Source organism: Pseudomonas sp. BN417, assembly GCF_029871205.1.
Taxonomy (GTDB): Bacteria; Pseudomonadota; Gammaproteobacteria; order Pseudomonadales; family Pseudomonadaceae; genus Metapseudomonas.
Window position 1 is genome coordinate 209,594 of record NZ_SSOJ01000162.1, and the last position, 16,866, is coordinate 226,459.

Below are 16,866 nucleotides of genomic sequence, written 5' to 3' on the forward strand. Positions count from 1 at the left end.
CTTTTGCTGTGTTTAGTGTTGGCAGATATCTGAACCCCGCCCTAGCGGTTCAGACTTAAACCCCGAACTTCCCCCTCCCCATACGAAGTCCGGGGTTTTTTTTGCCTGGAATTCAGGCTTCTTCCGGTTCTTCCGGCTGGTCCAGCTGCAACCATTGCGCGAGCACCGCGTGGGCTTCCTCGATGCCCTGGCGCTTGGGCGCCGAGAACAACTGGATGCTCACGTCTTCGCCCCAACCCTTGCGGATTTCCTGGCGCACCTTGAGCAGCGCGTTCTTCGCCGCGCCGAAGGCCAGCTTGTCGGCCTTGGTCAGGAGGATATGCAGCGGCATGCCGCCGGCGCTGGACCAGTCCAGCATCAGGCGGTCGAAGTCGGTCAGCGGGTGACGGATATCCATCATCAGCACCAGGCCCACCAGGCTTTCGCGGCTACTGAGGTAGGCCTCCAGGTGATGCTGCCAGTGCTGCTTGAGCGGGATCGGCACCTTGGCGTAGCCGTAGCCCGGCAGGTCGACCAGGCGGCGTTCTTCGTCCAGGGAGAAGAAGTTCAGCAGCTGGGTGCGCCCCGGAGTCTTCGAGGTGCGTGCCAGGTTGGCGTGGGTCAGGGTATTCAGCGCGCTCGACTTGCCGGCGTTGGAACGCCCGGCGAAAGCCACTTCCAGGCCGGCATCCGGCGGGCACTGGTCGACCTTGGCGGCACTGATGAGGAAGCGGGCCTGTTGGCACAGGCCGAGGATCGGATTCTTGAGTGACATGCGGTGTCCAGGGGTGCGACGCGGTGTCGCAGGGGGCGGTTTCGTTTCCGTTTAAGCATCGCCAGTATATAATGCCGCAGATTTAGTGTGCGCTTTATCCCCCAGGGTCTAGTGTCCACGGCAGTGACCGACGCACCGAAGAACGCGCGGCAGTGCCCTTCCGATGAGGTTGATAATGAAGAAATTGTTGCTCGTCGCTAGCCTTGCGGCGGTGTCCTTCGTTGCGCAAGCAGCCCAGGATCCGGAAGCGGTTTTCAACCGGGCCTGCGGTGCCTGCCACTCGGGCCAGCTGCCGATGGCGCCGAAGAAAGGCGACACGGCTGCCTGGGAACCGCGCCTGGCCAAGGGCATGGACACTCTGGTGCAGAGCGTCACCAACGGTTTGAACGCCATGCCGCCGAAAGGCCTGTGCATGGATTGCAGTGCCGAGGACTATCAAGCGGTCATCCAGTGGATGAGCAAATAAAGTAGCCCGGTACATAACACCTTTACCCTTTAGCCGTAGTTGGATTAGCTGATGAACAAAGTAATCGTGAGTCTGCTGTTGACCCTGGGCATCACCGGCATGGCCCACGCCGCCGGCGACGCCAAGGCTGGCCAGGCCAAAGCCGCAGTATGCGGTGCCTGCCACGGTCCGGATGGCAACAGTGCCGCCCCGAACTTCCCGAAACTGGCTGGTCAGGGCGAACGCTACCTGCTCAAGCAGATGAAGGACATCAAGGCCGGTAACCGCACTGTGCTGGAAATGACCGGTCTGCTGAACAACGTCAGCGACCAGGACATGGCCGATATCGCCGCCTACTTCTCCAGCCAGAAGGGCAGCGTCGGCGCCGCCGACCCGAAAGTGGTCGCCCGTGGCGAGGCACTGTTCCGCGGCGGCAAACTGGAGCAGGGCATGCCCGCCTGCACCGGCTGCCACGCGCCCGATGGTTCCGGCAACGCAGCTGCCGGCTTCCCGCACCTGGGCGGCCAGCATTCCCAGTACGTGGCCAAGCAGCTGACCGATTTCCGCGAAGGCAACCGCACCAACGATGGCGACAGCATGATCATGCGTGGCATCGCGGCCAAGCTGAGCAACAAAGACATCGAAGCGGTTTCCAGCTACATCCAGGGCCTGCACTGAGGTCCGTTGTCCGGAAGCTGAACAAGGGTGGCCCAGGCCACCCTTTTTCGTTCCCAGGCCCGCTACAATGGCCGGAACCCGCCGCACCGCCGCAGGTCGAATCATCGCCCTCGTGGCCCTATTTCCCGTCAAGGAGTGAAGCATGCGTAACCTGATACTTTCCGCCGTTCTCGCCGGTGCCAGCCTGTTGGGCATGGGCGCCGTCCAGGCTGAAGACATCGAGGCCGGCAAGCAGTACGTCGAGCTGAGCAGCCCGGTTCCGGTGTCCGTCCCCGGCAAGATCGAGGTGGTGGAGCTGTTCTGGTACGGCTGCCCGCATTGCTACCAGTTCGAACCGACCCTGAACCCCTGGGCGGAGAAGCTGCCGGCCGACGTCAACTTCGTGCGTATCCCGGCCATGTTCGGCGGTCTGTGGAACGTCCACGGCCAGCTGTTCATCGCCCTCGAGAGCATGAAGGTCGAGCACCAGGTGCACAAAGCCGTGTTCGATGCCATCCACAAGGATGGCAAGAAGCTCGCGACCCCGGATGAAATGGCCGAGTTCCTCGCCACCCAGGGCGTGGACAAGGATGCCTTCCTCAAGGCCTACAACTCCTTCGGCGTGAAGAGCCAGATGGAAAAAGCCAAGAAGCTGGCCATGGCCTACCAGATCACTGGCGTGCCGACCCTGGTGGTCAACGGCAAGTACCGCTTCGACATCAGCTCCTCGGGTGGCCCGGAGCAGACCCTCAAGGTCGCCGAGCACCTGATCGACAAGGAGCGCGCCGCGCAGTAAGCGGCGCATTCGCCCGATGCTGCGACGCTGGGTGAGTGAGCGGGCGGCGAGCCTGTGCGATGCACAGGTCAACCCCCATTGCGACAGGGGTAGCCTGCCCGCCGACGGTCGCCTGCGCCTGCTCAGCTTCAACATCCAGGTCGGCATCAGTACCGAGCGTTACCGCCACTACCTGACCCGTGGCTGGCAGCACCTGCTGCCGCACACGGGCCGCGCCGTAAACCTCCAGCGCATCGGCGACCTGCTCGGCGACTACGACCTCGTCGCCCTGCAGGAGGTCGACGGCGGCAGCCTCCGCTCCGGCTTCATCAATCAGGTCGAGCACCTCGCCCAACTGGGCGACTTCCCGTACTGGTACCAGCAACTCAACCGCAACCTCGGGCGCCTCGCCCAGCACAGCAACGGCCTGCTCAGCCGCCTGCAGCCCAACCTGCTGGAAGACCATCCCCTGCCCGGCCCGCCGGGCCGCGGGGCTATCCTGATGCGCTTCGGCAAGGGGCGCGAAGCGCTGGCCGTGGTGATGATGCACCTCTCCCTCGGCGCCCGTACCCGCACCCGGCAGCTGGCCTATATCCGCGAGCTGGTGGGCAATTACCGCCACCTGGTGCTGATGGGCGACATGAACACCCACGCCAACGACCTGCTGGAGCACTCGCCGCTTCGAGACCTCGGTCTGCTGGCGCCCCAGGTCGAGGCCACCTTCCCCAGCTGGCGGCCGCAGCGCTGCCTGGACCACATCCTGCTCAGCCCGAGCCTGACCCTGGAGCGGGTCGCGGTGCTCAGCCAGCCGATTTCCGATCACCTGCCGGTGGCGGTGGATATCCGCCTGCCCGACGAGCTGCGGACCGACCTGCCCCTGGCGCTGAGCGAATCCGAGCGCGGAACCCCTGCATGAGCGACGACCCCCAGCGTTGGAAGGCCAAGTACCTGGAAAGCCTCGAGCAGCACGAGGCGCTCGAGAAACGCTGGGACGCCCGCCTCGATCTGCTTCGGCGTGGCCTGGTGCGAAGCTCCCTGGCGGCCGAAGGCTCCGACAAGGCTGTCGACCAGTGCATGCAGGAGCTGCGCGAGATCATTCGCGGCGAGCAGATGGATGCCGGCCTCTCGGCACTGATTCCGCGCCTGGAGAAGGCAGTGTTGGATTCCGAGCAGCGCCGCCAGCAGCGCGTGGAGCAGAGCGTCAGCGCCCTCACCAGCTTCGCCAGCCGCCTGCTCGACCTGGATCTGCCGCGGGACGTGCGCAAGGGCCTCAAGCAGTTCGCCAGGCGCATCGATGAGCGTGTCCGCCAGCCCCGTGAATTGCCGGCCCTGCTGGCCGAGCTCGGCATGCTCCAGGGTCAGGCCCTGCAGGCCCTCGCCAGCGAAGTAACGGCTGTCGCCAGGCCCGGGTTGCTGCAGCGGCTGTTCGGCGGTCGGGACGAACGTCTCGGAGAAGTCGAACCTGTTCCGGCCCCACTCCCTGCTCCCTCCCCCGCCCCTGCTGCGACGATTGCGGCGCAAGCCGAGGCGGTTCCGCTGGCACCGGCCGAAGCAGAACTGATCATCGTTGCCGAGCCCGAGCCCGAGCCCGAGCCCGAGCCCGAGCCCGAGCTGGCGCACGCCTCTGGGGCCGAACCGGTCCCGCCGGCCAGCAGCGCTCTCGACAGCCTGCCCCTGGCGGCCTCCCTGATCACTGGCGAAGGCGACCCCGCCTACGCCCTGCCTGCGATGCCCGAGCCCGGCTACAGCGCGGTGGCGCCCCATGTGGCCGACAGCCTCCGCTCATTGCTCGATGAACTGGACCTGCCCGAATTCCACCAACCCCAGGCAGATGACCTGCGCCAGCGTCTGGTCGGCGGGCTCAACTGGTACGAACTGGTGCCGGTGCTGGACGACCTGGGCGTGCTGGTGCTGGCGGTGACCGACAACGGCCAACGCGAGTTCGCCGGCTACCTCAAGCAGCTCAACCAGCGTCTGGCGCTGTTCCTCGAACACCTCAGCGCCACCCAGGAGGGTTATGCCGAGTCGGTGCATTGCGCCCGCACCCTGGGCGACCAGCTGCGCGAGCAGGTCAGCGGGCTGCAGGCCAGCGTGCAGGAGGCCACCGACCTCGACCATCTCAAGCAGAACCTGGAACAGCACCTCGACGGCCTGCTAGACACCATGAACCGCTACCAGCACCAGCGTTCGGCTCGCGAGCAGGAGGTAAGCGAGCGGCTGCAGGCGCTGATGGCGCGGGTGGTAGCCATGGAAGAGGAAGCCAAGGGCTTCCACGAGAACCTCGAAGCCCAGCGCCAGAAGGCCCTGCAGGATCCCCTCACGGGGCTGCCCAATCGAGCTGCCTGGAACGAGCGTCTGGCGATCGAAGTGGCCCGGCAGCAGCGTTATGGTGGGGAGCTGTTGCTGGCGGTGATCGATATCGACCACTTCAAGCGGGTCAACGACGGCTACGGCCATCTGGCCGGCGACAAGGTGCTGAAGATCATCGCCGGCGAACTCGGCCGGCGCCTGCGCAAGACCGATTTCATCGCCCGCTTCGGCGGCGAGGAGTTCGTCCTGCTGCTGCCGTCCACGCCGCCAGAGGGCGGTCAGCAATTGCTGGAAAGCCTGCGCGCCGCCATCGCGGCCTGTCCCTTCCACTTCAGGGGGGAGCGGGTCTCGATCACGCTCTCCGCCGGCCTGGCCGCGCTGAAGGCCGGCGAGCCCGCCGACGCTGCCTTCCAGCGTGCCGACCAGGCGCTCTACCGGGCCAAGCACCAGGGCCGCGACCGGATCGAGCTGGCGCCAGCCCAGCTGTCAACGGGGCCGGCCGAAGCCGATCCACAGGGCATCCCGCAGCCAGGTTGAAGCGGATCAGGCCGCGCTCGGGATGTAGGGCTTCCAGTTGTCCGGGATATGTTCCAGTCGTGGGTAATCCAGGCCGGCGAACTGCGGTTCGCTGAGCATGAAGGGCGTGTGCCGCTGCTCCACCGGCAACCCGCGCAGCTCCGGTAGCCAGAGGCTGACGTAGGCGGCGTCCGGATCGTACTGGCGGGCCTGGCGCAGGGCGTTGAAGGCGCGTGCGCGACGCGGGTCGCTGGCCACCCCGGCGAGGTAGGCCCAATTGCCCCAGTTGCTCGCCGGGTCGTAGTCCAGCAGGTGCTCCTCGAACCAGGCCGCGCCATAGCGCCAGTCCTGCTGCAGGTCGTTCACCAGGTAGCTCGCCACTACCTGGCGGCCGCGGCTGGACATCCAGCCGGTCATCACCAGCTCGCGCATGTTGGCGTCCACCAGCGGCATCCCGGTACGCCCGTTGCACCAGCGCAGGTAGCGTTCGTCGAGGTTGCGCGGCGCCCTTGCGGTGGCCTTCAGACCGTCTGCGCGAAACAGCGCACCGCCGTAGCGCAGCAGGGTCCAGCGGAAGAACTCGCGCCAGAGCAGCTCCATCCACAGCAGCTGGATGGACTCGCTGCGGCCGTGTTGCGCCTCCAGCCGGTGCAGCTCGGCGGCGACCCGGCGCGGCGACAGGCTGCCATTGGCCAGCCAGGGCGAAAGCTTGGAAGAGTACTCGCTGCCGATCAGGCCGTTGCGGCTGTCCTGGTACTGATGCACACCCTGGGATTCCCAGAGATAGTCACGCATCCGCGCCAGGGCCGCAGGCTCGCCGCCGGAAAAGGGAAAGGCGGTGGCCGGTACCCCCAGGGGCTCGCCGAAGCCCAGGCGGGACAAGGTCGGCAATGGCTCCATCAGGCTGGCCGCGCCGCTCGGCAGCGGGGGCAAGGCATAGGACATGGCGCGAGGCTGGAAGACGTTGGGGCGTTCCTCCAGCAGGGCGCGGAACTGGTTGAAGACCGAAGGCAGATCGTTCAGCGGCGTGGGTAGCTCCTCTTCGCGCAGCAGGCTGTTGCCCGGCAGCTCGGACAGTGGCACCCCCAGGCCATGGCGCACCCGGCGGATCTCGGCGCGCTCATACGGCGCCACCTCTTCCAGGGTCAGCACCTCGTCCAGGCCCAGATGCTCCACCAGGGTGGGGATCACCCGTTCGGCCTGGCCCTGCACCACCAGCAGGCGCGAGCCATGGTGGCGCAGGCCGGCGTCAAGGGCGGCGAGGCTTTCCAGCAGGAAGCGCGCGCGATGCACGCCCAGCCGGCGCGGGCCGAGGGGCGAAGGCCGGAGCATTGCCGGGTCGAAGACATACAAGGGCAGCAGGCGATCCGCCTGCAGTGCCGCCTGCAGCGCCGGGTGGTCATCGAGTCTGAGGTCCTGCTTCAACCAAAGCAGCGCGCGGCGCATATAGGTGTCCCTCGGCTAGGGTATCCCTTACCTACAACATTAACTGCAGGCTGAAAACTCCACGTCGCCGTTCATCCCGGCTTGTAGGCCCCATGTCCGATTGCGTGCTGGCCCCGCGCAATCAGGCGCCGCGTATAATCCGCGCCCTTTTCCCGCCGGGCAGCCCTGGGAAGAATCCGTAACAGGTTCGCCGCCGGGCTTTGGGCCTTTGCGCAGACGCCAGCGCCACCGGCCATTACACTTTCGCCCATTGGTTGAGGGGAGCCCCCATGGAAATCCTAGGCATCGCCGTTCTGATCTTTCTGGTCACCGACCCGTTCGGCAACATCGCCATCTTCATCGCCGCCCTCAAGGGCGTCGCCCCCGAGCGGCGCCTGCGGGTAGCCCTGCGCGAGCTGCTGTTCGCCCTGGCGCTGCTGATGCTGTTCCTCACCTTCGGCGACAAGATCCTCAGCGGCCTCGGCCTGTCCCGCGAGTCCATCGCCATCGCCGGCGGCATCATCCTCTTCATCATCGCCCTGCGGCTGATCTTCCCGCGGCCGGAGGGCGTGCTCGGCGACCTGCCCGGCGGCGAGCCGATGCTGGTGCCCCTGGCCACCCCGGCGGTGGCCGGCCCTTCGGCCCTGGCGGTGCTGATGACCCTGCGCAATACCCACCAGGGCGCGCTCTGGGAGCTGTATGTAGCGGTACTGCTGGCCTGGGCCTGCACCGCCCTGATCCTGCTGCAGGCCGCCTTCCTGCAGCGCTTCCTCGGCGACCGTGGCCTGATGGCGGTCGAGCGCCTGACCGGCATGCTGCTGATCATGCTCAGCATCGACATGCTGCTCGATAACCTGCAAAGCATCCTCCACCTGAACCCATGAAGACCCTATTCCTCAGCCTCGCCCTGCTTGTGCTCGCCGGCTGCGCCGGTGGGCTGCGCATCGACGACAGCCACACCTCGGTGAGCCAGAGCAGCCGCGTGCAATACGTGGTGCTGCACTACACCTCCACCGACATGGACAGCTCCCTGCGCGTGCTGACCCGCGACGGCGTCAGCAGCCACTACCTGATCGGCGACCACCCGGCGAAGATCTACCGCCTGGTGGACGAGAGCCGCCGTGCCTGGCATGCCGGGGAAAGCGAATGGCAGGGCCGCACCTGGCTGAATGCCAGCACCCTCGGTATCGAGCTGGTCAACGAGGGTTATCGGGAAACCGCCTACGGCCGGTCCTACCAGCCGTTCAGCGACGAGCAGATCGACGCCCTGATCCTGCTGCTCAAGGACATCGTCCTGCGCCATAGCCTGCCGCCCGGTAGCATCATCGGCCACAGCGACATCGCCCCCCAACGCAAGGTCGATCCGGGCCCGCTCTTCCCCTGGAAGCGCCTCGCCGACGCGGGCCTGGTCCCCTGGCCGGACGCCCGCGCGGTAGCCCGCGAGCAGGCGCGCTTCGCCTTGGCCCTGCCCACCATCGGCTGGTTCCAGCAGCAGCTGGCGCGCCAGGGTTACACCACCCCGCAAACGGGCGTGCTGGACAAGGCCACGCGCAACGTCATCGCCGCCTTCCAGATGAAGTACCGCCAGCGCCTCTACGATGGCCAGCCGGACGCCGAAACCGCCGCCCTGCTGCTGGTGCTGAACGGGATGCGGCACTGAAGATCGAGACCCGAACCTGCCCGCTGCACGGACTTCTCTCCCACAAGGTTCCAAGCCGAACTCCGTGCGCTGCCCTACACCGGCAGCGTCATATAGAACTGCGCCCCCTGCCCCGGCCGTGAATAGAGGCCGATGCGCCCGCCGTGCAGCTGCACGATCTCCTTGCACAGGGCCAGCCCCAGGCCGGCGCCGCCCTTGCGGTGGCCGATCTGCACGAACGGCTCGAAGATCCGCGACTGCTGGCTGTAGGGTACGCCCTCGCCTTCGTCGGCGACGCTGAGCAGCACGCGCTCGCCGTGGCGCCGGGCCTGCAGGCAGATATGGCCGCCGACTGGGCTGTGGCGGATGGCGTTGCCCACCAGGTTGTCCAGCACCCGCTCGATCTGCAGGCGGTCCAGGTTCACCCGCGGCAGCGGCGGGTGCAGTTCCAGTTCGATCTCGATATTCCGTTCGCCGGCATGGGCGGTATAGCGCTGGCGCAGCTGCGCCAGCATTTCCTCGAGGTCGCAGGGTTGGCGCTCCAGCACCTGTACGCCGCTCTGGTAGCGGGAGAAATCCAGCAGGTCGTTGATCAGCCGCACCAGCCGCTGCATCTCCTCATCCACCGTCCGCAAGAGGTCTGCCTCGCGGGATTCCGCTTCGAAGCGCAGACGCTCGTTGAGCAGGCCGAAGGCCATCTGCATGCCGGTCACCGGCGTGCGCAGTTCGTGGGAGGCGCGCAGCACGAACTCGTTGCGTACCCGCTCGAAGGCGCGCGCCTCGGTCACGTCGCGCAGCACCATCACCCCCCCCAGGCGGCGCTCGTCGTCCAGCACCACCGGCGCCAGCCGCCAGCTCAGCACGCGTTGCTCGCCATCGGCGTCTATCACCAGGTCCTCGGGCTCTTCCTCCAGCGGCTCGCCGCGAAGCACCCGCTGGGCCAGTTCGTCCAGCTCCGCGTGGCCCAGGGCCTGCGCCAGCGACTGGCCGCTGGGTTGCTCCTCCCAGGATAGCTGGCGCTGGGCCACGGGATTGGCGTGCTGCACCCGGCCCTGGCGGTCGAGGATCAGCAGGCCGTCGTCGATGCTGTCGAGCACCGCCTTCAGGCGCTGCTCCTCGGCCAGCAGCTTCTCGATGTTGCTTGCCTTGAAAATGCGCAGTGCCTCGGTCATCAGGCCGAAACGGCGGATCAGCGCGGCTATCTCGTTCACCGGCGATAGCGGCAGGGTGACCTGGAAATCCCCCTGGCCGATCTGGTCGGCTGCCTTGGCCAGGGCGTCCATGGGCTCGCCGAAGCGCCGGGCTATGCCCTGGGCGGTGACGACGCCGATCAGCAGCACCGCCACGCCGAGCAGGCCGATCAAGCTGGCGATCAGCACGGCGCGGTCGCGGGCGGCACCCTCGGCACCGCCCACCACCGTCAGGGAGTGGCGTTGCAGTTCCACCATGTTGTTGCGCAGCAGGTCCAGGGAATGGCTGAAGTCATTGTCGTCCAACAAGCGCCAGCGCAGGTCAGCAGGCTGGCGCGCCACGTCGAGGAAGGTCTGGTAAGACGCGGCGATCTTCTGGAATTGCTCGTGAGTCTCGGCATCTCCCGCCGATTTCAGGCCTTCCTCCAGGGCAGCGAGGAACTTGCGCTGGGATTCCTCCAGCGCGGGTACGTCCAGTTCCTTGCCCATCAGGTTGACCAACTGGTCGCCCAGGTGCTGGCGCAGCTCCAGGCTGATGTTGATGGTTGCGAAGGCCCGATTGATCAGGGGTTCCTGGGAGCCGGCCAGTTGCATCACGCTGAACAGACCCAGCAGCAGCCCCACCAGGGCCACCGTGATCAGCGCGGAGATGCTCAGGAACAGTTGAGTGCGCAGTCTCAGGTTCACAGGCCGTAGAGCTTGCGTTTGCGGTACAGGGTCGAGGCGTCGATGCCGAGGGTGCGGGCCGCCTGGTCCAGGGTCTCGCTGCTGGCCAGGACTCCGGCGATATGCGCCCGCTCCAGCGCTTCCAGGCTCAGTGGGCCGCCCACCCGCGGTGAGTTGTCTGCGGAGGCGTCACCCAGACCCAGGTGGCCGACATCGATCAGTTCCTGGTTGCAGATGATGCTGGCGCGCTCGATCACATTGCGCAGCTCGCGCACGTTGCCTGGCCAGCGGTAGCCTTGCAGTGCCGCCAGCGCTTCCTCGCTGAAACCGCGGGCGGGACGCGCGTAGTCATTGATGAAGTGGGCGAGGAAGCGGTCGGCGAGGCCGAGTATGTCCTCGTGCCGTTCACGCAGCGGCGGCAGGCTCAAGGCGATCACATTGATGCGGTAGAGCAGGTCCTCGCGGAAGCGGCCATCGCGGACCATCTCATCGAGGTCGAGGTTGGTGGCGGCGAGGATGCGCACATCCGCGCGCCGGGTCACCGGGTCGCCCACCCGCTCGTATTCCTTGTCCTGGATGAAGCGCAGCAGCTTGGGCTGCAGGCTGATGGGGAAGTCGCCGATCTCGTCGAGGAAGAGGGTACCGCCGTCGGCCTGGCTGACCCGGCCCAGGGTGCTTTCGCTGGCACCGGTGAAGGCGCCGCGATTATGTCCGAACAGTTCGCTTTCCATCAGTTCGGCCGAGAGCGACGGGCAGTTGATGGTGATGAAGGATTTCTTCGCCCGTTTGCTCCATCCGTGAATGGCGCGGGCCAGCTCGCCCTTGCCGGTGCCGGACTCGCCGAGGAGGAGGATATTGGCGTCGGTGCCGGCCACCTGGCGGGCGGTTTCCAGCACCGCCATCATCGCCGGGCTCTGGGATTCGAGGACGTCGCCGGCGCGGCGCATCTCGCCCTCCAGCGCCTCCAGGCGCGCGGTGAGCTGGCGCATCTCCAGTTGCTTGGCCGCGGCCATGCGCAGCTGGTCCGGACTGCAGGGCTTGACCAGGTAATCGGCGGCACCGGCCTGCATGGCGTCCACCGCGGTGTCTACCGCCGAGTGCGCGGTGACTATCACCACCCGCATCCAGGGTGCCTGGACACGCATCTGCGCCAGCACGTCGAGGCCGTTGTCTTCGCCCAGGCGCAGGTCGAGGAAGCAGAGATCGAATACCTGTCGCTGCAACAGCGCCTCGGCCTGGGGGGCGCTGGCGGCAGTGGCCACGCTGTAGCCCTGGTCCTCCAGGCAGAAGCGGAAGGTGCGCAGGATGGCGGCTTCGTCATCCACCAGCAGGATGCGTCCCTGGTTCTCGGTTACCGGTTCCATGCTCTCACTCCATTTCCGAGTCATAGAAAGTTAGTCCAAGAATTATCGTGCAAGTTGCAATCGCATTTCTTACATGCATTGCAGCATGCACGTGTAGGAACGCCCAACTAAAGAAGCAACTTGCTGATTAATAAGAGAATTCAACTTCAATAAGGAATGGCACAGGCCTTGCGATGTTTCCCGTACCTGAAGTCGCACCGGTCTTTCTACCTCTTGTGACCCCTGCGCACCCCAGGTGCACTCCGCCTGGAACAGGGAAGTTCCAGGTCTTTTCAAGAAGTGCAATTTGCCCGAACGGAGAACCCCCGATCATGCAAGTTGCCGCCAGGCCAGATCGGATGCTTGGTGTAACAAACTGAATTAACGAGGTTTTTGTCAGGGTCCTGAGTGGCATGGGCAGTGCCCTTGAAGATCCAGAGCCGGCCAGGCCGGCAAATCCGCCCGAGGGAGGATTCGAGGATGAAAGGCTTCCAATCGCGCACGTCCAGATTATTCATGGCCCTGTTCATCGGTCTGGTCGTACTGCTTGGGGTACTCGCCGAACAGCCGCTTCGCGAACGCATCCAGCCCAAGCCGCTGCAGGTGCCGGCCGCGGAACAAAGCAGTTCCATCGCGCCGGTCCGTGCCGACGGCCCGCTCGATGAAGTCCGCCAGCGCGGCTGGGCCGAAATCGGCGTCCAGCCGCGCTGGACATTCTGAATGGAGCAAGGAGTCGTGCCATGTGGAGTTTCGCCCTGATCACCGCGCTGTGCTGCATCGGCACGCTGCACAGCGTCCTCGAACAATTCGCAGCATCCGCTGGCCCGGCGTGCGTCGCGGTGTCGGTGGTTCGAGTGCAACCAGGCAGCAAGCCGGTGCGCTGAATAACCAAAGCAGAAGGAGAAAGCCATGTTGAGCTGGGCACTTACATTCCTGGTCATCGCCATAGTCGCCGCCGTGCTGGGTTTCGGTGGTATAGCCGGGACCGCCGCGGGCATCGCGAAGATTCTCTTCATCATCTTCCTGGTGCTGTTCGTGGTGTCCTTCATCATGGGTCGCCGAGCGCCCTGAGGAGGTTCGATGGATTGCTTGAGCAAGGCGGCTGCCGCCTTGCTCCTGGATTGGCCGGTACCCAGTCACCGACCGTCGACACGGATGCCCTGGACTAGCCCGGCAACGGGCCGTTGGACCAAGGGGCCGGGTTGTTCCGCGTCGTCAGGAGCGGCATGACCCAGGGGTAAAGGGGGTACCTCCGCGCAGGCGGGCCGGGTCAGGCGAGCTGCTGCCGGGAGCTGGACGGGTTCCAGTTCCCGGTGGTCAGCGGAAGAGATTTCTCCCCGGGCGAGTGAGGGCTCCTTCTGTGGGGGCGAATTCATTCGCGAAGGGCAGCGCAGCTGCCCCGACGGATCTCGTCTGGCAGTCCTTCGGACTGCTCAGCGATTGAAATCGGCCCCACAAATTTCACTCACTGCATCCTGCTCACCAATTTCGCCACGTGCTCGCCCTGGAACTTCGCCAGGGCCAGCTCCTTCTCGCTCGGCTTGCGCGAACCGTCGGCCCCGGCCACCGTGGCCGCGCCATAGGGCGAGCCGCCGCGTAGTTCACTGATGTCGTTGAGCTCGGGCGCCGAATAGGGAAGCCCGGCGATCAGCATTCCGTGGTGCGCCAGGGTGTGCCAGAAGGAGGTGATGGTGGTCTCGGAACCCCCACCGGTGCCGGTGGACGTGAAGACGCTGGCGACCTTGCCGATCAGTGCCCCTTTCACCCAGAGTCCGCCGGTCTGGTCGAGGAAATTGCGCGCACCCTCGGCGACCGATTCCGCCATGCGTTCGATATGACCGTACATCGAGTAATAGAGCACCAGCACCTTCTTCATTTCCGCTCTCCAGATTTCCATGAGCAGGCGACCGGACACCGCCGGACCCAGTCAGCCTAGATGGCGCCCACGCACTTTGTCGCCATGCCTTCCGGGACGTTCGGCATGCCGGAACTGCTATCCGGCAACCTCTGGAACCATCGTCCTATCTGGTTTCTATTATGCCGATTCGGCATGGGGTAGACGGTTACGGCATTAGACGACCATTAGCTCCCTATGAATCATGGCGCCCCTTTTGCGGTTCGCCCGGCCATCCCGGACGTTGCCGTACTCCCGACTTCCATAAGAAATCAGAGGGTGACGACTATGACCAAGGCCAGACTGAGCCTCGCGTGGCAGATTCTTATCGGGCTGGTGCTGGGTATCGCCATTGGCGCCCTGCTCAACCACTTCAGTGCCGAGAAGGCCTGGTGGATCGCCAACGTCCTGCAACCGGCCGGTGACATCTTCATCCGCCTGATCAAGATGATCGTCATCCCGATCGTCATCGCCTCGCTCATCGTCGGTATCGCCGGCGTGGGCGACGCCAAGAAGCTCGGCCGCATCGGCCTGAAGACCATCATCTACTTCGAGGTGGTGACCACCGTGGCGATAGTGGTCGGCCTGCTGCTGGCCAACTTCTTCCAGCCCGGCACCGGCATCGACATGAGCACCCTGGGTACCGCGGACATTTCCAAGTACCAGCAGACCGCCCAGGAAGTGCAGCACGACCATGCGCTGATCTCGACCCTGCTCAACCTGATTCCCTCCAACATCTTCGCTGCGGTGGCCCGTGGCGAAATGCTGCCGATCATCTTCTTCTCGGTGCTCTTCGGCCTCGGTCTGTCGAGTCTGCCGGGCGAGACCCGTGACCCCCTGGTGAAGATGTTCCAGGGCGTCTCGGAGACCATGTTCAAGGTCACTCACATGATCATGGCCTACGCCCCCGTCGGCGTATTCGCGCTGATCGCGGTGACAGTCGCCAACTTCGGCTTCGCCTCCCTGCTGCCGCTGGCCAAGCTGGTGCTGCTGGTCTACTTCGCCATCGCCTTCTTCGCCTTCATGGTGCTGGGCCTGGTGGCGCGCCTGTTCGGCTTCTCCATCGTCAAGCTGATGCGCATCTTCAAGGACGAGCTGATCCTCGCCTACTCCACCGCCAGCTCCGAGACCGTGCTGCCGCGCATCATCGAGAAGATGGAAGCCTACGGTGCACCGCGCGCCATCAGCAGCTTCGTGGTGCCCACCGGCTACTCGTTCAACCTCGACGGCTCGACCCTCTACCAGAGCATCGCCGCCATCTTCATCGCCCAGCTGTATGGCATCGACTTGTCCATCGGCCAGCAACTGCTGCTGGTGCTGACCCTGATGGTCACCTCCAAGGGCATCGCCGGCGTGCCGGGCGTTTCCTTCGTGGTGCTGCTGGCCACTCTCGGCAGCGTCGGCATCCCCCTGGAAGGCCTGGCCTTCATCGCCGGCGTCGACCGCATCATGGACATGGCCCGCACCGCCCTGAATGTGATCGGCAACGCCCTGGCAGTCCTGGTGATCGCCAAGTGGGAAGGCATGTACGACGCCGAGAAGGGCGAGCGCTACCTGGCGTCCCTGCCCAGCTTGCGCAGCGCCGCGACGCAGCCCAAGGGCCGCGCGGTGATTGACTGATCCCTTGAGGTGATTGAAGAGAAGCCCCGTCCTGGTCGGGGCTTTTTTCTGGCTGTTTCGCTGGCAGCTGCTCCGGAGCCAGGCTTGGCTCCCCAAGGTGCGCACGGCGCACCCTACGCGAAGGGCTTGCCCGGTAGGGTGCGCCGTGCGCACCCGAGATTGCATTCGCCGCCACGGCTGCCGCCCCGCTAGAATCCGCGTCACTGATTTTTGGGGGACTGCACATGCTCAATGGCCTGTGGCTGAGCTTTTTCCTGGTGGCGGCGGTAGCCGCGGTGGGGCGTTGGATAGGTGGGGACCCGGGCGTCTGGGCGGCGATGGTGGAAAGCCTGTTCGCCATGGCCAAGCTCTCGGTCGACGTGATGATCCTGCTGTTCGGCACCCTCACCCTCTGGCTCGGCTTCCTGCGCATTGCCGAGAAGGCCGGGCTGGTGGATATCCTCGCGCGTCTGCTCGGCCCGCTGTTCGCCCGCCTGATGCCGGAGGTGCCGCGCGGTCACCCTGCCCTCGGCCTGGTCACTCTGAGCTTCACCGCCAACGGCCTGGGCCTGGACAACGCCGCCACGCCCATCGGCCTCAAGGCGATGAAGGCCCTGCAGGAACTGAACTCCAGCAGCACCTCGGCGAGCAACGCCCAGGTGCTGTTCATGGTCATGAACGCTTCCTCCTTCGTGCTGTTGCCGGTGTCCATCTTCATGTACCGCGCCCAGGCCGGCGCCAGCGACCCGGCCCTGGTGTTCCTGCCGATCCTCCTGGCCAACGCCATTTCCACCATGACCGCGCTGCTCTCGGTGGCCTTCATGCAGCGGATCAAGCTGACGGACCCGGTGCTGCTCGCCTGGTTCGGCGGCGGTGCGCTGTTGCTCGGGGGCTTCATGGCGGTGCTCGCCGGCCTCTCGGCAACCGCATTGACGGCACTGTCCTCGCTGCTCGGCAACCTCACCCTGTTCGCCCTGATTCTCAGCTTCCTGGTGATGGGGGCGCTAAAGAAGGTGCCGGTCTACGAGAGCTTCATCGAGGGTGCCAAGGAAGGGTTCGAGGTCGCGAAGAACCTGCTGCCCTACCTGGTGGCCATGCTCTGCGCCGTCGGTGCGTTGCGGGCTTCTGGCGCCCTGGATCTGCTGCTGGACGGGATTCGCTGGTCGGTCGAGGGCCTGGGGCTGGACAGCCGCTTCGTCGAGGCGCTGCCCACCGGCCTGGTCAAGCCGTTCTCCGGCAGTGCGGCCCGCGCCATGCTGCTCGAGACCATCCAGAGCCAGGGCGTCGACAGCTTCCCTGCGCTGGTGGCGGCCACCATGCAGGGCAGCACCGAAACCACCTTCTACGTACTGGCGGTCTACTTCGGCTCGGTGGGTATCCAGCGTGCGCGCCACGCCGTGGGCTGTGCCCTGCTCGCGGACCTGGCCGGGGTGCTGGCCTCCATTGGCGTCTGCTACTGGTTCTTCGGCTGAACTAACAGCCCCCTCTCCCGCTTGCGGGGTGAAGAGGCACATTTTCGGAAGCAGCGCTTCCAGTGCCGATGAACGACTGAGCGCGAAGCGATCAGGCCGGGGCGCAGGGCGGGGTTGGGGAGAGGGGCTTTTGTCTGTTGGGCTTCGCATGGCTCAGCCACAACCTACGACACCAGTCGAG

The 16,866-nt window shown here is 65.6% G+C and carries 17 protein-coding genes; 12 read left to right on the forward strand and 5 right to left on the reverse strand.

The annotated features are described in order from the left end of the window. Positions 1–112: 112 nt before the first annotated feature. A complete protein-coding gene (gene yihA, locus E8F11_RS27890; RefSeq protein ID WP_280292151.1) occupies positions 113–754 on the reverse strand; it encodes a ribosome biogenesis GTP-binding protein YihA/YsxC in 642 nt (213 codons plus the stop codon). A 175-nt stretch (positions 755–929) separates the two neighbouring features. Here yihA and E8F11_RS27895 point away from each other — a divergent pair, with 175 nt between their 5' ends. From E8F11_RS27895 to E8F11_RS27915, 5 genes are all read left to right on the forward strand, one after another. Then, positions 930–1,220 (forward strand): c-type cytochrome, encoded by a 291-nt coding sequence (locus E8F11_RS27895; RefSeq protein WP_280292152.1) that lies wholly within the window; start codon positions 930–932, stop codon positions 1,218–1,220. A gap of 51 nt (positions 1,221–1,271) precedes the next feature. After that, the gene (locus E8F11_RS27900) at positions 1,272–1,877 is read left to right on the forward strand and encodes a c-type cytochrome (protein WP_280292153.1); all 606 of its coding nucleotides are present in this window, start codon (positions 1,272–1,274) and stop codon (positions 1,875–1,877) included. A 142-nt stretch (positions 1,878–2,019) separates the two neighbouring features. Further along, positions 2,020–2,652: a thiol:disulfide interchange protein DsbA/DsbL gene (locus E8F11_RS27905; RefSeq protein WP_280292154.1), complete on the forward strand. Its 633-nt coding sequence runs from the start codon at positions 2,020–2,022 to the stop codon at positions 2,650–2,652. A 16-nt stretch (positions 2,653–2,668) separates the two neighbouring features. Beyond that, positions 2,669–3,547, forward strand: coding sequence for an endonuclease/exonuclease/phosphatase family protein (locus E8F11_RS27910; RefSeq protein WP_280292155.1), 879 nt, complete (start codon positions 2,669–2,671; stop codon positions 3,545–3,547). Next, positions 3,544–5,478 carry a GGDEF domain-containing protein gene (locus tag E8F11_RS27915; RefSeq protein ID WP_280292156.1) on the forward strand — a complete coding sequence of 645 codons (1,935 nt, stop codon included), beginning with the start codon at positions 3,544–3,546 and terminating at the stop codon, positions 5,476–5,478. The genes E8F11_RS27910 and E8F11_RS27915 overlap by 4 nt, the downstream gene beginning before the upstream one ends. Before the next feature lie 6 nt (positions 5,479–5,484). Here E8F11_RS27915 and E8F11_RS27920 read toward each other — a convergent pair whose 3' ends face one another. After that, the gene (locus E8F11_RS27920) at positions 5,485–6,903 is read right to left on the reverse strand and encodes a DASH family cryptochrome (protein WP_280292157.1); all 1,419 of its coding nucleotides are present in this window, start codon (positions 6,901–6,903) and stop codon (positions 5,485–5,487) included. Positions 6,904–7,172: 269 nt separating this feature from the next. On the opposite strand from E8F11_RS27920, the gene E8F11_RS27925 reads away from it, so the two are divergent. Beyond that, positions 7,173–7,766, forward strand: coding sequence for a MarC family protein (locus E8F11_RS27925; protein WP_280292158.1), 594 nt, complete (start codon positions 7,173–7,175; stop codon positions 7,764–7,766). After that, positions 7,763–8,542 carry an N-acetylmuramoyl-L-alanine amidase gene (locus E8F11_RS27930; RefSeq protein ID WP_280292159.1) on the forward strand — a complete coding sequence of 260 codons (780 nt, stop codon included), beginning with the start codon at positions 7,763–7,765 and terminating at the stop codon, positions 8,540–8,542. The genes E8F11_RS27925 and E8F11_RS27930 overlap by 4 nt, the downstream gene beginning before the upstream one ends. A 74-nt stretch (positions 8,543–8,616) precedes the next feature. Here E8F11_RS27930 and E8F11_RS27935 read toward each other — a convergent pair whose 3' ends face one another. Both E8F11_RS27935 and algB read right to left on the reverse strand, forming a co-directional pair. Next, the gene (locus E8F11_RS27935; protein ID WP_280292206.1) at positions 8,617–10,392 is read right to left on the reverse strand and encodes a KinB sensor domain-containing domain; all 1,776 of its coding nucleotides are present in this window, start codon (positions 10,390–10,392) and stop codon (positions 8,617–8,619) included. Positions 10,393–10,394: 2 nt separating this feature from the next. Continuing rightward, positions 10,395–11,741, reverse strand: coding sequence for a sigma-54-dependent response regulator transcription factor AlgB (algB, locus tag E8F11_RS27940; RefSeq protein WP_280292160.1), 1,347 nt, complete (start codon positions 11,739–11,741; stop codon positions 10,395–10,397). Positions 11,742–12,200: 459 nt separating this feature from the next. Between algB and E8F11_RS27945 the strand changes: the two genes are divergently transcribed. The 3 genes from E8F11_RS27945 to E8F11_RS27955 are packed head-to-tail and all read left to right on the forward strand — an operon-like array spanning position 12,201 to position 12,791. Then, the gene (locus E8F11_RS27945) at positions 12,201–12,440 is read left to right on the forward strand and encodes a hypothetical protein (protein ID WP_280292161.1); all 240 of its coding nucleotides are present in this window, start codon (positions 12,201–12,203) and stop codon (positions 12,438–12,440) included. Positions 12,441–12,460: 20 nt separating this feature from the next. Continuing rightward, positions 12,461–12,604, forward strand: a complete 144-nt coding sequence (locus tag E8F11_RS27950) for a hypothetical protein (protein ID WP_280292162.1) — start codon at positions 12,461–12,463, stop codon at positions 12,602–12,604. Positions 12,605–12,629: 25 nt separating this feature from the next. After that, positions 12,630–12,791, forward strand: coding sequence for a DUF1328 domain-containing protein (locus E8F11_RS27955; RefSeq protein WP_280292163.1), 162 nt, complete (start codon positions 12,630–12,632; stop codon positions 12,789–12,791). Positions 12,792–13,185: 394 nt separating this feature from the next. On the opposite strand, the gene wrbA is transcribed toward E8F11_RS27955, so the two are convergent. After that, positions 13,186–13,596 carry an NAD(P)H:quinone oxidoreductase gene (gene wrbA / locus E8F11_RS27960; RefSeq protein WP_280292164.1) on the reverse strand — a complete coding sequence of 137 codons (411 nt, stop codon included), beginning with the start codon at positions 13,594–13,596 and terminating at the stop codon, positions 13,186–13,188. Between the two features lie 306 nt (positions 13,597–13,902). Here wrbA and gltP point away from each other — a divergent pair, with 306 nt between their 5' ends. After that, positions 13,903–15,234 carry a glutamate/aspartate:proton symporter GltP gene (gene gltP, locus E8F11_RS27965; RefSeq protein ID WP_280292165.1) on the forward strand — a complete coding sequence of 444 codons (1,332 nt, stop codon included), beginning with the start codon at positions 13,903–13,905 and terminating at the stop codon, positions 15,232–15,234. 224 nt (positions 15,235–15,458) lie between these two features. Then, positions 15,459–16,685, forward strand: a complete 1,227-nt coding sequence (locus E8F11_RS27970; protein ID WP_280292166.1) for a spore maturation protein — start codon at positions 15,459–15,461, stop codon at positions 16,683–16,685. Positions 16,686–16,866 lie beyond the last annotated feature (181 nt).

What these genes read in the sequence shown, in the direction of transcription:
- yihA (WP_280292151.1), bottom strand. Translation starts at nt 754, where the DNA reads ATGTCACTCAAGAATCCGATCCTCGGCCTGTGCCAACAGGCCCGCTTC.
- E8F11_RS27895 (WP_280292152.1), top strand. Translation starts at nt 930, where the DNA reads ATGAAGAAATTGTTGCTCGTCGCTAGCCTTGCGGCGGTGTCCTTCGTT.
- E8F11_RS27900 (WP_280292153.1), top strand. Translation starts at nt 1,272, where the DNA reads ATGAACAAAGTAATCGTGAGTCTGCTGTTGACCCTGGGCATCACCGGC.
- E8F11_RS27905 (WP_280292154.1), top strand. Translation starts at nt 2,020, where the DNA reads ATGCGTAACCTGATACTTTCCGCCGTTCTCGCCGGTGCCAGCCTGTTG.
- E8F11_RS27910 (WP_280292155.1), top strand. Translation starts at nt 2,669, where the DNA reads ATGCTGCGACGCTGGGTGAGTGAGCGGGCGGCGAGCCTGTGCGATGCA.
- E8F11_RS27915 (WP_280292156.1), top strand. Translation starts at nt 3,544, where the DNA reads ATGAGCGACGACCCCCAGCGTTGGAAGGCCAAGTACCTGGAAAGCCTC.
- E8F11_RS27920 (WP_280292157.1), bottom strand. Translation starts at nt 6,903, where the DNA reads ATGCGCCGCGCGCTGCTTTGGTTGAAGCAGGACCTCAGACTCGATGAC.
- E8F11_RS27925 (WP_280292158.1), top strand. Translation starts at nt 7,173, where the DNA reads ATGGAAATCCTAGGCATCGCCGTTCTGATCTTTCTGGTCACCGACCCG.
- E8F11_RS27930 (WP_280292159.1), top strand. Translation starts at nt 7,763, where the DNA reads ATGAAGACCCTATTCCTCAGCCTCGCCCTGCTTGTGCTCGCCGGCTGC.
- algB (WP_280292160.1), bottom strand. Translation starts at nt 11,741, where the DNA reads ATGGAACCGGTAACCGAGAACCAGGGACGCATCCTGCTGGTGGATGAC.
- E8F11_RS27945 (WP_280292161.1), top strand. Translation starts at nt 12,201, where the DNA reads ATGAAAGGCTTCCAATCGCGCACGTCCAGATTATTCATGGCCCTGTTC.
- E8F11_RS27950 (WP_280292162.1), top strand. Translation starts at nt 12,461, where the DNA reads ATGTGGAGTTTCGCCCTGATCACCGCGCTGTGCTGCATCGGCACGCTG.
- E8F11_RS27955 (WP_280292163.1), top strand. Translation starts at nt 12,630, where the DNA reads ATGTTGAGCTGGGCACTTACATTCCTGGTCATCGCCATAGTCGCCGCC.
- wrbA (WP_280292164.1), bottom strand. Translation starts at nt 13,596, where the DNA reads ATGAAGAAGGTGCTGGTGCTCTATTACTCGATGTACGGTCATATCGAA.
- gltP (WP_280292165.1), top strand. Translation starts at nt 13,903, where the DNA reads ATGACCAAGGCCAGACTGAGCCTCGCGTGGCAGATTCTTATCGGGCTG.
- E8F11_RS27970 (WP_280292166.1), top strand. Translation starts at nt 15,459, where the DNA reads ATGCTCAATGGCCTGTGGCTGAGCTTTTTCCTGGTGGCGGCGGTAGCC.